This is a genomic window from Xanthomonas vasicola (genome assembly GCF_000772705.2).
Lineage (GTDB): Bacteria > Pseudomonadota > Gammaproteobacteria > Xanthomonadales > Xanthomonadaceae > Xanthomonas > Xanthomonas vasicola.
Genome location: NZ_JSBW02000096.1, coordinates 55652 through 68855, shown reverse-complemented (window position 1 = coordinate 68855; position 13204 = coordinate 55652). Strand labels below are relative to the sequence as shown.

The following is a 13204-nucleotide window of genomic DNA, read 5'->3' as shown; positions in this document are numbered from 1 at the left end:
CTTGCCACAGCTGCGGCGTGCAGCAACAGGCTGGCTTGGTCGATACTGCGGCAACTCACACAGGCGGCAAAGACACGATGGCGGAGATTCTGGTGCTGTATTACAGCCGGGGCGGTTCGGTGGCGCGGCTGGCGCGGCAGATCGCGCGCGGCATCGGCGAAGTGCCCGGCATGAGCGCGCGGCTGCGCACGGTGCCTCCGGTCGCTGCGGTCACTCAAACCAGCGCCCCGCCGGTCCCGGACGAAGGCGCGCCGTATGTGGACCGCGCCGATCTGGCCGAGTGCAGCGGCCTGTTGCTGGGCAGCCCCACCCGCTTCGGCAACATGGCCGCGCCGATGAAGCATTTCCTCGACAGCCTGGGCGCCGAATGGGCCAGCGGCACCCTGGCGGGCAAACCGGCGGGCGTGTTCACCTCCACCGCCTCAATGCATGGCGGGCAGGAATCCACCTTGCTGTCGATGCACCTGCCGCTGCTGCATCACGGCTGCCTGATCGTCGGCATCCCGTTCACCGAGGCCGCGCTCAGCCACACCACCAGCGGCGGCACGCCGTACGGCGCCAGCCATGTCTCCGGCGCTGATGGAGACCCGCAACCGAGCGAGGACGAAGCGCTGCTGGCGCGCGCGCTGGGCCGCCGGGTGGCCGATATCGCGCGGCGGCTGGCAAGCCCATGAGCGTGCGCGTCATGCATTGGCTGCTGAGCGCCGCACTGCTGGCGCTGGCGGTGTTGTTCGCGGTGTGGTTTCACGACGACCCGCGCCCGATTGCCGCGCTCATCGTCTTCGTACTGCCGGCCGCGCTGACCGGCGTGCTGGCGGTACGCAGCGCGCGTGCCCGCTTCTGGGCCGGCGTGTTTGCGCTGGGCTGGTTCAGCCACGGCGTGATGGCTGCCTGGAGCCAGCCGCAGGCACGTGGTATGGCATGGCTGGAATTGCTGCTCGCCCTGGCGGTTGTTGGCCTGGTGGGCGGCCCCGGCATGGCAGCGCGCTTCGGCAAGAAACGCCCGCCGCATTGATGCTGCCCAACTGCGCGATGCCGCGGGTGCCAGCGCATCCACTTGAAAGCACTCAGGCGGCTACTCCTGAGCGCAGCCAACACACCAACTGCGACCATTGTCAGGCGGACCTGGCCGGTGCTCGGGCGGCATGTACCGAGCCTCCACTCCATGCACACCGTCCACGCCCACCTGACGATTACTTGCTACGGTTCGATAGCCGCTCTTAGTTTCCGACCAGCGTAGTCACGCCCTGCGGGTCGACATACAGCAAAGTCTGCCGTTAACCACACTGCAATTGCCGCCGAACCCCACATTGAGCGTGCTCGAGGTGCTGTATTTGGCGAACTGCGCGGCAGCGCCGGACGGTAACGTCAGATCCAGCCGCTGATGGCCAGTGCCGGTGTTGACCGCCACCAGCACCAGCTTGTTGTCCGGTGTGTGCGGTAGGCGGCGACCGAGAGACATCGGAATACGGGTGCTCGGTGCGCCGATGCGCACCGAGCCGGGACGCACGCAGCGTGCGAACTGCGACATCGCGTCGCCTCCGGTTCGGACCTAACGCCGCAGCCAGCGTCTGCGCAGGCGCTGCATGTGCGAAGGCTGCTGGTAGCGTGCGTCATGATCCCTCCGTGTTGAACGGGAAATCACCCTCCGCTGGTCGGCGCATGCCTGCACCGGATCAACCCAAGCACATGCAGCACCGCCACATTCGGCACAGCTAGCGCAGATTCGGCGCACCCGTTGGTCAAGGCCGCTGTCTTACTGCCACTCCCCTGGCCGGGCGGTATCATGGCGGCCCGCACGCGGCCTGCACCGCGTTTGCCCTACAGGATCCGCAGCAATGGAAGACCTTCTGATCGTCACCACCGGTGGCACGATCGACAAGATCTACTTCGACGATAAATCGGACTACCAGATCGGCGACCCGCAGATCGGCCTGATCTTGAAAGAACTGGGCGTGACCTTCCATTTTTCGGTGATTCCGATCATTCGCAAGGATTCGCTGCACATCACCGATGCCGACCGCGAACTGATCTGTGCCACCATCGCCGCCCAGCCCACACGCCACGTGCTGATCACCCACGGCACCGATTCGATGGTGGAAACTGGCAAGGTGCTGCAGACCATCGCCGACAAGACCATCGTGATGACCGGCGCGTTGAACCCGGCACGCTTCCGCGGTTCGGATGCCGAATTCAATATCGGTTGCGCCGTCGGTGCAGTGCAATCGCTGCCGGCTGGCGTCTACATCGCCATGAACGGCCGCATCTGGAATCCGGAAAAGGTGCGCAAGAACGTGGCTGCCAATCGCTTCGAATCGGTCTGAGACCATGAGCAAGGCCACCCGTGCAACCAAGGCATTGGACGCTGCCGGCGTGGCTTACGTGTTGCACCCGTACGACTATCAGCCCGATGCCGATGCGAAGGGATTGCAAGCCGCACAGGCGCTGGGCCTGCAGCCGCACACCGTGTTGAAGACGTTGATGGCGTGGGTCGACGACAAGGCGGTCTGCGTGGTGATTCCCTGCGACCGCCGGGTGTCGTTAAAGAAACTGGCCAGCGCGTACGGTGGCAAGTCGGCACGCATGATGGAGGTGGCCGATGCCGAGCGTCGCACCGGCTATAAGGTTGGCGGTATCAGTCCGCTCGGCCAGCAACGGCAAGCGCCAGTGCTGGTGGAAACCACGGCGTTGGATGCACCCGCGCTGTGGATCAACGCCGGCCAGCGCGGGTTGCTGCTGGAATTGCCCGGTGCCCAGCTGTTGCCTGCACTCGCCGCACGCGCGTGCGCACTATGCGAGTAACCGCATAACCGCGATGCCGCACGTACTTGCTGGTGTGCACGCCACTCGCTCACAAATCGGCTCACGCGGTGCATCGCAGTCGATCATCTGCCTGGACTTCAACCCCCAGCCGATGTCACACCACACTGCACGCATGCGCTGACGCCTGCCGCACTACAGCAGTCGTCAGCAGCTCTCGGCGCGCCAGCAGCAGCGCGCCGAGATCACTCAATACGCCGCGGTGACGCTCACGCCGGAATAGCCCAGCGTTGCCTTCAAGCGAACGTAATAAACGCCTGCTGCGGGCGCGGCCAGCGTGCAACTGTCGCCATTGCCCGGCAACATGCTGCGGCAGCTGTAAGCGGCATCGGTCGGTAGCGCACCCGCACGTACCGAAAGATCGGCATTGCCACTGCCACCGGCGAGCGTGAGCTTGAGCGAACGTGTGCCTGCGGGCACATTGACCTGGTAATACAGCGAATCCGAAAGCGCTGCGCTCAGCCCGGTGCGTGCCACATTCCTGGTCAACGTGGTCGAAGCGATTACTGCCGCCACCGCGCCGTCGGCATCCACCAGCCCTGCCCCGCACCCCTGCGTGCAGGCCACCGGCAATGGCCGTGCGCTGGCCTTGAGCAAAGCTTTCACCGTTGCCGGCGTCAGCGGATTCAAGGCCACCGACTGCATCAGCGCCACCACCCCGGCCACATGCGGCGCTGCCATCGAGGTACCGCTATACACCGCATACGCTGGATTGCCCGGCACCGTGGTTCCGGTATTGAGCGTGGACACGATCGATTGCCCGGGCGCGGCGATATCCACGCCGTTGCCGAAGTTGGAGAAGCTGGCCTTGGCGCCGGCCGAGGTGGTGGCCGCCACCGCGATCACATTTGCACAATTGGCCGGCACGCTGGTGGAGACATCCATATTGCTGTTGCCAGCGGCCACCACCACCGCGCTGCCACGCGTCACCGCCGCGGTGATGGCGTTGTTCAACGTGGCCGAGCATGTGCCGGGGCCGCCCAGCGACAGATTGATCACCGTGGCCGGATTAGGATTGGCCGGCACGCCGTTGACCTTGCCGCCGGCTGCCCACACGATCGCATCGGCGATATCGGACATGTAGCCGCCGCATCGGCCCAGCACCCGCAACGGCAGAATCTTGGCGTTGAACGCGGTCCCGACCACGCCCACCGCGTTGTTGCCCACCGCCGCCACGATGCCTGCCACATGCGTGCCGTGCCAGCTGGAATTGCTCGCTGATGCACCGGGCCCGCATTCGTTGGCGGCGGCCCAGTCGCCCTGGTCGGTCGCGGTGGCATCGCGCGCATTGCCATCGCGCGCAGTGGCCGGGTCGACGATGAAGTCATAGCCGGGCAGCACGTTCGCTGCGAGGTCCGGATGATTAGTGATGCCGGTGTCGATCACCGCCACCACGATGCCTTTGCCGGTGGAACGGTCCCAGGCCGGACGGATGTTGAGGCTGGCCGCGGTCGCGCCCATCGCCCACTGCTGCGGCACGCCGGGGTCGTTCGGAACCAGCAATGGCCGCATCAGGATGTCCACTTCCACGCGTTTGACGGCAGGATCCGCGGCCAGGCGCCGCATCAGGCTTTCCGAATCCACGCGATCCAGCTTGCGATTGGCCACCAGCAACATCGGTCCGCCACTGAGCCGGCGCGTGGCCGACAAACCCAGCGCACGTCCGTGCGCTTCCGGCACGGCACGCGCGATGTCGCCCCATGGCGCAGACAACCCGGTCACCCGGCTGCTGCCGACGCTGTTCTTGTAGCTGACGATGAAACGCTGATGTGTGCTGCTGGAATTCAGCCCTTGCAGACTGACCTCGCCAGCGGCGGCATGAAACGTGCATGACAACGCACAGACGAATGCGACGCGGCGCAGCGCGCTAACTACGTGATACGACATGAATCCATCCCTCCCCAAGGACCTGGCAACCCGGATGGCAACGCGCTAACGCCACTGCGATACGCCGTTACCTGATGCGTGGGCATGCATACGTCCGTGCCTCACGTGGGGTGGCTATCGGCGTTCCATTGGACACACTGAAGTAGCCATCCTGCACTGGCGTGCGCTTCGTTCAGCCATTGCTGCCAGCCCTAGATGGCGGCCCGGCGATTGCCGCTGCCCAGACGCACATTGCCCCGCGCAAAGCGGGGCAATGCAGGCTTTAAACCACCGACAGTGGCGTCGGGGAAGACCCGACACAATACCGGCACGGGCCGGCATCCAAGTCGTCGGCGCCATCTTACGGGGTCTGGCTGACCGCGCCGGCCGCGTTGACGATGCCGGCGCCGCAGCCGCCCGGGCAAGCGCCCGGCAGCGGACGTGCGGTGTTCTTCAACAGCGTTTTCACCGCCGTCGGCGTCAGCGGGCGGCTAGCGACCGACTGCACCAGCGCCACTACGCCGGCCACATGTGGGGCCGCCATCGAGGTGCCGTTATAGCTGGCGTAGCTGGCCGAACCCGGCGTGGTGGTGCCGCTGTTCAAGGTCGACAGGATCGCCGAACCCGGGCCGGAGATGTCGATGCCGGTGCCGAGGTTGGAGAAGCTCGAACGCGCGCCGGCCGAGGTGATCGACGCAACAGCAATCACATTGGCGCAGCTGGCCGGGGTGAAGTTGGCCACGTTGGCATTGCTGTTGCCGGCAGCCACCACCACGGTGGTGCCACGCGACACCGCGCCATTGATCGCGTTCTGGCAACTGCTCGAGCAGGTGCCGCTACCGCCTAGCGACATGTTGATCACTTCGGCCGGATTGGCATTGGCCGGCACGCCGGACACAGTGCCACCCGAGGCCCACATGGAGGTGCCGCAGCTGCGGCGAGAGGACCGAGTCTTCCTGCACGCTGCGGATCGGGCTGATAACTGCAAGGGCGCCAGGCCCGTGGAAACGACTGACCGGTGTCCATTCCGGCCGAGCGGCAACAGCTCGCCTGCGCCTGCCGAACGGCAGACCTTTACGAGACATTGCAGATGAGGTGAAGCGAAGAGAACAGGCGTCCCCTGGCGGCGTGGCCAGGGAACGCACCTAGCGATCGCGCGTTAGTAGCTCGCTGTCAGGGTCACACCGGAGAACGTGCTGTAGGCCTTGATCCGCACGTAGTAGATGCCCGATGGCGACGTGATGTTGCAGGTTTCGTTGTTGCCATCCAGGTACGGACGGCAGGCGTAAACGGTGTCGGTCGGCGCGCTACCGGCCCGCACGTACAGGTCTGCATCGCCGCTACCGCCGCTGGTGGTCACCGTCAGCGTGCCGCTGCCGGCCGGCACCGTGATGGTGTAGTTCAACTCTGCACCTGCGGATGCGCCAAGACCGGTCACCGGCATGCCATTGGTCAGGGTATTGCCGGTTCCGCCACCACCACCGCCGTTGCTGCCGGCGATGGCCGCCGTCACTGCCGCATCGGCATCGACAAGGCCCGCACCGCAACCGCCCGAACAGGCACCCGGCAAGGCGCGCGCGGTGTTCTTCAGCAGCGTTTCCACTGCAGCAGGCGTCAACGTGGTCGGCGCAACCGACTGCACCAGCGCCACCACGCCAGCGACATGTGGCGCCGCCATCGAGGTGCCGTTGTACGAGGCGTAGCTGGCATTGCCCGGCGTGGTGGTGCCGCTATTGAGCGTGGAAAGAATGCCCGACCCCGGTGCGGAGACATCGATCCCGGCACCGAAGTTGGAATAGCTGGCCTTGGCACCGGCCGAGGTGGTGGCTGCCACCGCGATCACATTGGCGCAGTTGGCCGGCAACGAACCGGACACGTTGGCGGCACTGTTGCCTGCCGCCACCACTACCGTTGTGCCACGCGAGACCGCGCCGTTGATCGCGCTCTGCATCGTGGACGAACAGGTGCCGCCGCCGCCCAGCGACATGTTGATGACTTCGGCCACGCTGGTATTGGCCGGCACACCGCTGACGCTGCCGCCGGACGCCCAAATGATGGCGTCGGCGATATCCGACAGCGAACCACCGCAACGGCCCAGCACGCGGACCGGCACCACCTTGGCGTTAAACGCAGTACCGGCCACACCGGTGGTGTTGTTGGTCACCGCCGCCACCGTGCCGGCGACATGGGTCCCGTGCCAGCTGGAGTTGGACGTGGTGCAGCCAGTGGTCGAGTTCCAGTCGCCTTCGTCCGCGGGATTGTTGTCGCGCCCATTGCCGTCACGCGCGGCGGTGGCATCGCTGATGAAGTCGTAGCCGGGCAGGATATTGGCGTCGAGGTCGGGGTGGCTGACGATGCCGGTATCGATCACCGCAACCACCACGTTGGCACCGGTGGACTTATCCCAGGCTGGGCGGATGTTGAGACCGGCGTTGGTGGTGCCGAAGGCCCATTGCTCGGATAGGCGAGTGTCGTTGGGGGTCAACACGGCGTGCAGCATCTGGTCCACTTCCACGCTCTGCACATTGGGGTCGGCGGCCAGTTGGCGCATCAGGGTTTCGGCTTCGGCGCGATCCAGCGCGCGATCGGCCTGCACCAGCTCCGGTCCCACTGCCAGGCGACGCACGCTGTTCAAGCCCAGCGGCTTGCCGGCCTTTGCCGGCAGCGCACGCGCCGCGGTGCGCAAAGAGCTGGTCAACACGCTCGGACTGCTCAGCGCGCTGCTGCCGTTCTTGTAGGTCACGATGAACTTCTGGTGGGTCTGCGCAGTAGCCAGGCCATCGAGGTAGACATCACCAGCAAAAGCCGGCGTTGCCAGCAACAGGGAGGTAAGTGCCGAGGCACCCAGGATGCAGAGCGCACGGTGGCGCGAACGAAGCGACGCGTTATACATAGAATTCCATTCCAGTCAAGAGAACCGCCGAAGCGGTAGTTCCGAAACCGTCGCGACGGCGACCGCCCCAGTGCCACGGACCTCCGCTGTTATCGATCCGTTCAGCAAACCTATCTCAATAAAATCAAACTGGAAAATACATAATTGGTAATTTCTGAAATAAACTTCAATTGTGCGATGCGAATCACGAATAACGCATACTGAATTCGACGCCTTTCCGGTTCGAAACATGTGCTTTTGCTGGGCGCGCAAACAAAAAAGCCCCCGTGCTGATACACGGAGGCCTTTGTTTGACGAACTATGTCGTCTTACGACAAACGCACCAGCCAGCCGTGGCGATCCGGCACGCGTCCGTATTGGATGTCAGTCAACTCCTGGCGCAGCGACATGGTCACCTCGCCCGCCGGCGCGGACAGATCGCCGACCGCAAAGCCATCACCCTTCAATTCACCGATCGGGGTCACCACCGCCGCCGTGCCGCAGGCGAACACCTCGGTGATCTCACCGGAAGCCACGCCCTGCTTCCACTCGTCGATAGCAACCTTGCGCTCGATCACCGGCATGCCGCGGTCGCGGGCCAGTTGCAGGATGCTGTCGCGGGTAATGCCTTCCAGGATGCTGCCGGACAGTTCCGGGGTCACCAACGTGCCGTCCCTGTAGACCAGGAACACGTTCATGCCGCCCAGTTCTTCGATGTACTTGCCTTCCACCGGGTCCAGGAACAGCACCTGCGAGCAGCCCTGCGCATAGGCCTTCTGCTGCGGCAGCAACGAGGCGGCGTAGTTGCCACCGCACTTGGCTGCACCGGTACCGCCCTTTGCGGCACGTGCGTACTCGGTTGACAGCCAGATCGACACCGGCGCCACGCCCTTGGCGAAGTACGGGCCGGCCGGGCTGGCGATCACGTAGTACGACGCCTTGTGCGCCGCACGCACGCCCAGGAACGCCTCATCGGCAATCATGAACGGGCGGAAATACAGGCTGGTTTCCGGAGCCGACGGCACCCAGTTGTCGTCCACAGCGACCAGCTGGCGCAGCGATTCGACGAACAGGTCCACCGGCAATTCCGGCAGCGCCAGACGGCGCGCCGAACGCTGCAAGCGCTCGCCATTGGCTTGCGGGCGGAAGGTCCAGATCGAGCCATCGGCATGCCGGTAGGCCTTGATGCCTTCGAAGATTTCCTGGCCGTAATGCAGCACCGAGGCGGCCGGATCTAGCTGCAGCGGGCCATACGCACGCACTTGTGCGTCATGCCAGCCCTGCTCGTTGTTCCAGGAAATGGCGACCATGTGGTCGGTGAAATGCAGCCCGAAACCGGGCGCAGCCAGGATCACGGACAGTTCGTCGGCGCTGCGCGGCGACGGAGAACGGGTGGAAGCGAAGGACACGGACACCGGGAGATTCCTGTATGGCGGGCGAAAGGACGCAGCGCCACATCGTGGACATGGCGCGTGACGATCAGAGCATGCCGGTCTCGAGACGGGCCGCTTCGGACATCATATGCCGGCCCCACGGCGGGTCGAACACCAACTCGACATCGGCTTCGGCAATGGTCGGGATCATTTCGACCTTACTGCGCACGTCGTCGACCAGGATCTCGCCCATGCCGCAACCGGGCGCGGTGAGCGTCATCTTGACGTCGACCCGGCGCTGGTTGTCTTCTTCGCGATGGCTGACCACCGCTTCGTAGACCAGGCCCAGGTCGACGATATTGAACGGAATTTCCGGGTCGAAGCAGGTGCGCAGCTGCTGCCACACCAGCGCTTCCACCTCTTCATCGCTGGCGTTGGCTGGCAATTCCAGCCCGGGCGGCGGCTCCTTGCCGATCGCATCGCCATCCTTGCCGGCAATGCGGAACAAGCTGCCTTCGACGAAGACGGTGTAGCTACCACCCAGCGCCTGGGTGATATAGCCGTAACTGCCTGCGGGCAGGGTCACCGAATCGCCCTGCGGCACCATGACGGCATCGCAATCGCGTTCGAACTGGACGGGTTCGCTGCTACGGGAGTACATGGGCTGGATATGGGGCCGCGCAGGTCGCGCGCAAGTCGGCCATTCTAGCCGACCACGATGGCATCGCCGCCTGCCACCGCGCCCAGCGACGACGATGCTGCATTCCATCAGCCGCACTGCCGTGGCGAGCGGTGCGCCGCAAATGCCGGCGCGCGCTTTATCATGTGTGCACTCTCAGGAGCTCCAATGCCGCCCACCACCGCGTCCGCCAGAACTGCCCACTGGCTCTGGCCCCCGCTCCTGCTGCTGGGATGCGTCACCGCCCTCATCGCCTGGCTGCTCATCGCACTCGCGCTGGGCAACCAGGCCGGCTGGATGGCCGTGGTCGCGGCGCTGGAGATCGTCTGGATGCTGCGCCTGGGCACCCTGCACGCCGGCCGCTTGCGCATCGGCGTGGCTGTGGTGACGACGGCGCTGATCATCATCGGCACCAACTGGGGCATCGCCTCGGCCCAACTGGGCGGACCGCTCGGCCTGGACCCATGGACCTCGGCCCAGAAGATGGGCACCGGCCTGGCCTGGACCCTGCTGCAACTGGCCAACAACGGCTTCGACTTACTTTGCTACGTTGCCGCCCTGCTCGTGGCGTGGTGGGCCGCGCGCTGAGCCGGGCGCGCTGAAAAGCGCTGCCAGTTTGCTGCAGGGCGCTTGCCCGCCCACCATCGCGGGACACGCCGCAAGTACGTCCGTGTAGCCTCCTTGGCGGCATCCATGCCGCCAAGGGTCCTGCGACGGTAGCCGGGCAAGGACCACCAAGTTGGTCGTTGCGCAGAGTTTTCAACAAAGCCACTAACAATGACTGGCCGCGCTGGCGCGGTGCCTCTGTTCTTCAATAAAGCACCAGTCAACTGTCTGGCGCGGTGCCCTCACCGCTTGCGGGACCGTTGGCAGCATGGATGCCGCCATCGAGCCCCCAGGGTGAAGTGACCCCCAAAAGCTGGACAGTTGGGCGATCAGACGGCCAGCCTGGCTTGTTCCCGGTCCGTGACCGGGCTCAGACCCTTCAAGTTCAGCTTGATCCGGTGTGCGTTGTAGTACCTGATGTACTCCACCAGCCCGGCTTCCAGGCCTTCGATGCTGTCAAAGCTGTTCAAGTAGAAGAATTCTGATTTCAGCGTCCCGAAGAAGCTCTCCATGGCCGCGTTGTCCAAGCAGTTGCCGCGTCGGGACATGCTTTGTTGCAGAGAGTGCTTTTCGAGCATACGCCGGTAGGTCTCGTGCTGGTAATGCCATCCCTGGTCAGAGTGGATCATCGGCCGCGCGTCGGCGGGCTAACGCGGCGGCCTCGTTCTTTAGCAAAACAACCAGCAACTTTGAGGGCATCGCGCCTTCGACTAACCCGGCTGTTGACTCAAGAGCGTGGTGTCGGCATGCCCAAGCACCACCATCGCGCCGACCAGCACGATGCCGTGGATGAAGTTGGAACCGGACATCAACGGCGTATGCAGGATCACCGGCACCCGCGAGATGATCACGTGGCCGGCGATGGCCGCCAGCATGAAGATGTACAGCGCTACGAAACCGTCGCTCATCGTCTTTCGCTCCACTGGCCGGTGCGGCTCGCCGGTCATACCCACGCCGCGCACGTGCAGGCGCCTGTCAACCGAATCCGTGCTCGCCCGTTGACGTCGTATCGTCTTCGCGGAAGCTACGCTGTGTTGGTGGGAACCCCTTTCGATCCACAACCTGCCGCACCGGCCGCCACCGTGCCGGTTTCGCTGGATGCCTTTCTGGCCGGCATCGGGCCGCGTGCGTTCCGTTTTGCCGAGGCCGGCTTGCGACACCGCGAAGATGCCCTGGACGCGGTGCAGGACGCCATGGTGAAGCTGCTGGGCTATCGCGAGAGGCCAGCCGAAGAATGGACGCCGCTGTTCTGGAGCATCCTGCGCAGCCGCATCATCGACCTGCAGCGACGGCGCAGCTTTCGCCTGAAATTCTGGGCGCCGGCCGAGCGTGCCGACGACGAAGGCCCGATCGACTGGGCCGCCCACGGCACCGGGCCGGTCGACGAACAACAGCATCAACAGGCCTACCAACGGCTGGTCGATGCACTGCGCACATTGCCGGCACGCCAGCGCGAAGCATTCACCCTGCGCGTGCTCGAAGATCTGGACGTGGCCACCACCGCCAAGGCGATGGGCTGCTCCGAGGGCTCGGTCAAAACCCACCTGTCGCGTGCGCGCGACGCGCTGCAAAAACAGTTTGAGGATTTCCTGTGAACCGCTCCTACGACCCCGCCCGTCTGGATGCGCAGCTGCGCCAGCTGCATGCCACCGCGCTGACCAGCCTGCCGCCGCAGACATTGGCGCGCCTGTGTCGGGCCCGTCACGCGTCGGCCACCACGCGCAGCCGGCGCGGCTACTGGTTACTGGCTACCGCGTGCTCGGGCCTGCTGGCAATCGGCATTGGCCTGCAATTGGGTCCGAGCGAGCGCGCCCCGTCTGGCGCCGCGCCCACCCAGTTAGTTGCCAGCACCAGCGCCACCACCGATACAGACGACCTGCTGACCCAGAACCCGGACCTCTACGTCTGGCTTGGGTCCGACACCGCCCTGGCCATGGAATAAGCACGATGACCCACACCACCCGCCTGCTGTTGACCCTGTTGCTGTGCGCCGGGCCGTGCGCCTTGACGCTGGCCCAGGACCACCCGCCCGGACCTCCGCCGCCGGGCCCGCCCATGGACGGCCCTGGCCCGCGCAGCCAGGGCCCGCGTGACGAAACCCCGATGCCTGAGTGGGACCAACTGACCCAGCAGCAGCGCCAGGTCATGATCGATGCGCTGCGCGAGCGCTGGAACGACGTGCCCGAAGAACGCCCAAAGATGTACCGGCATGCTCGCCGCTGGCTGGACATGACGCCCGAGCAGCGTAAGCAGGCTAAGGCCGGCATGGACCGCTTCCGCAACATGACACCTGATCAACGCCGCGAAGCCAAGGCCTTGTTCGACCGCATGCGCACGCTTAACCCGCAGCAGCGCAACGAACTGCAGCAACGCTGGCAGAAGATGAGCCCGGCCGAGCGCAGCACTTGGTTACGCGAGCATCCGCCGGTTGAGGACTGATGTTTGCCTGGAGCTCTGCAGCGGATACATAGGGCGATTGCGATCGATTAGGCGCCGTGCATTGCGTCTCATCGACCATCGCCATCCATCCGTTGCGGGGCATCCGCGATGTGCAGTGCCACCGCCGCTAACGGCAGCCGTGCGTACACCGTATGTTTCGTCGTACAACCGTGCGGCAAGTGGGACATGTAAGACCAGCTAACAGAGCGACTGCGCAGCCGCCAGGCGGGCGTGGCCGGTGCTCGGAATCGGCATGTAACTCGTACACTGCAGTTCCTGCGCGCCGCCCACGCCCACCCGACAGCTGCTCGCTATGTTTTGTTGCCGCTCTAAGTCGGGTAGCGCACAGCGCTGCAACGTGTGTTTGAGCACAGACGCTGGGCGACATCGACATTGTCGGCCCACGTGCGGCCCTGGCGCGGCTGCATCCACCACCACGACACTGCCCGGAACCACGAACGCGGCTCTGCAGATGATGACCAACGCCCAATTTTGGTTGGCGCAAATAGAGCCGCCACCTCTTTGCTCTAACTCGAACCGCAACAGATC

Annotated in this window: 12 protein-coding genes, 1 other RNA gene and 5 pseudogenes; 9 read left to right on the top strand and 9 right to left on the bottom strand. The window is 64.9% G+C overall.

Features of this window, described 5'->3' with window-relative positions; all coding sequences use genetic code 11:
- The first annotated feature begins 17 nt into the window (after positions 1–17).
- Both wrbA and NX05_RS20530 read left to right on the top strand, forming a co-directional pair.
- Positions 18–674 (top strand): NAD(P)H:quinone oxidoreductase, encoded by a 657-nt coding sequence (gene wrbA / locus NX05_RS20535; RefSeq protein ID WP_017112881.1) that lies wholly within the window; start codon positions 18–20, stop codon positions 672–674.
- A complete protein-coding gene (locus NX05_RS20530; RefSeq protein WP_010367338.1) occupies positions 671–1015 on the top strand; it encodes a DUF2069 domain-containing protein in 345 nt (114 codons plus the stop codon). Before wrbA ends, NX05_RS20530 begins: the two co-directional genes overlap by 4 nt.
- A gap of 205 nt (positions 1016–1220) precedes the next feature.
- Here the strand turns inward: NX05_RS20530 and NX05_RS20525 are convergent.
- A pseudogene (locus tag NX05_RS20525) lies at positions 1221–1540 on the bottom strand (glycoside hydrolase family 30 beta sandwich domain-containing protein); the annotation flags it as partial.
- A gap of 298 nt (positions 1541–1838) precedes the next feature.
- Between NX05_RS20525 and NX05_RS20520 the strand changes: the two are divergent.
- The gene (locus NX05_RS20520; RefSeq protein WP_039435901.1) at positions 1839–2324 is read left to right on the top strand and encodes an asparaginase domain-containing protein; all 486 of its coding nucleotides are present in this window, start codon (positions 1839–1841) and stop codon (positions 2322–2324) included.
- 4 nt (positions 2325–2328) lie between these two features.
- Positions 2329–2802, top strand: coding sequence for a Cys-tRNA(Pro) deacylase (gene ybaK, locus NX05_RS20515; RefSeq protein WP_017118473.1), 474 nt, complete (start codon positions 2329–2331; stop codon positions 2800–2802).
- A 207-nt stretch (positions 2803–3009) separates the two neighbouring features.
- On the opposite strand, the gene NX05_RS20510 is transcribed toward ybaK, so the two are convergent.
- The 5 genes and pseudogenes from NX05_RS20510 to sufT form a co-directional block, all read right to left on the bottom strand.
- Positions 3010–4707 carry a S8 family peptidase gene (locus NX05_RS20510; RefSeq protein WP_039435898.1) on the bottom strand — a complete coding sequence of 566 codons (1698 nt, stop codon included), beginning with the start codon at positions 4705–4707 and terminating at the stop codon, positions 3010–3012.
- Positions 4708–5047: 340 nt separating this feature from the next.
- A pseudogene (locus tag NX05_RS20505) lies at positions 5048–5605 on the bottom strand (S8 family serine peptidase); the annotation flags it as partial.
- A 240-nt stretch (positions 5606–5845) separates the two neighbouring features.
- Complete coding sequence (locus NX05_RS20500) at positions 5846–7579, bottom strand: S8 family peptidase (protein ID WP_039435895.1); 1734 nt, start codon at positions 7577–7579, stop codon at positions 5846–5848.
- Positions 7580–7887: 308 nt separating this feature from the next.
- Positions 7888–8973, bottom strand: a complete 1086-nt coding sequence (locus tag NX05_RS20495; RefSeq protein WP_039435893.1) for a branched-chain amino acid aminotransferase — start codon at positions 8971–8973, stop codon at positions 7888–7890.
- A gap of 64 nt (positions 8974–9037) precedes the next feature.
- A complete protein-coding gene (gene sufT / locus NX05_RS20490) occupies positions 9038–9592 on the bottom strand; it encodes a putative Fe-S cluster assembly protein SufT (RefSeq protein WP_039435890.1) in 555 nt (184 codons plus the stop codon).
- Between the two features lie 186 nt (positions 9593–9778).
- Between sufT and NX05_RS20485 the strand changes: the two genes are divergently transcribed.
- Positions 9779–10198, top strand: coding sequence for a hypothetical protein (locus NX05_RS20485; RefSeq protein ID WP_010381522.1), 420 nt, complete (start codon positions 9779–9781; stop codon positions 10196–10198).
- Between the two features lie 347 nt (positions 10199–10545).
- On the opposite strand, the pseudogene NX05_RS20480 reads toward NX05_RS20485, so the two are convergent.
- Together NX05_RS20480 and NX05_RS20475 are read right to left on the bottom strand one after the other, a co-directional pair.
- A pseudogene (locus NX05_RS20480) lies at positions 10546–10857 on the bottom strand (IS3 family transposase); the annotation flags it as partial.
- Between the two features lie 90 nt (positions 10858–10947).
- Positions 10948–11124 (bottom strand): annotated as a pseudogene (locus NX05_RS20475) (proton-translocating transhydrogenase family protein); the annotation flags it as partial.
- Between the two features lie 123 nt (positions 11125–11247).
- On the opposite strand from NX05_RS20475, the gene NX05_RS20470 reads away from it, so the two are divergent.
- From NX05_RS20470 to NX05_RS23360, 4 genes are all read left to right on the top strand, one after another.
- On the top strand, positions 11248–11811 hold the full coding sequence (locus NX05_RS20470) for an RNA polymerase sigma factor (RefSeq protein WP_010367363.1): 564 nt from the start codon (positions 11248–11250) through the stop codon (positions 11809–11811).
- Positions 11808–12158 (top strand): hypothetical protein, encoded by a 351-nt coding sequence (locus NX05_RS20465; RefSeq protein WP_039435887.1) that lies wholly within the window; start codon positions 11808–11810, stop codon positions 12156–12158. Before NX05_RS20470 ends, NX05_RS20465 begins: the two co-directional genes overlap by 4 nt.
- A 5-nt stretch (positions 12159–12163) precedes the next feature.
- Complete coding sequence (locus tag NX05_RS20460) at positions 12164–12655, top strand: DUF3106 domain-containing protein (protein ID WP_010367367.1); 492 nt, start codon at positions 12164–12166, stop codon at positions 12653–12655.
- A gap of 253 nt (positions 12656–12908) precedes the next feature.
- A non-coding RNA gene (locus NX05_RS23360) (sX9 sRNA) lies at positions 12909–12981 on the top strand.
- A 45-nt stretch (positions 12982–13026) separates the two neighbouring features.
- Here NX05_RS23360 and NX05_RS25410 read toward each other — a convergent pair.
- Positions 13027–13150: pseudogene (locus NX05_RS25410) on the bottom strand (DUF4105 domain-containing protein); the annotation flags it as partial.
- Positions 13151–13204 lie beyond the last annotated feature (54 nt).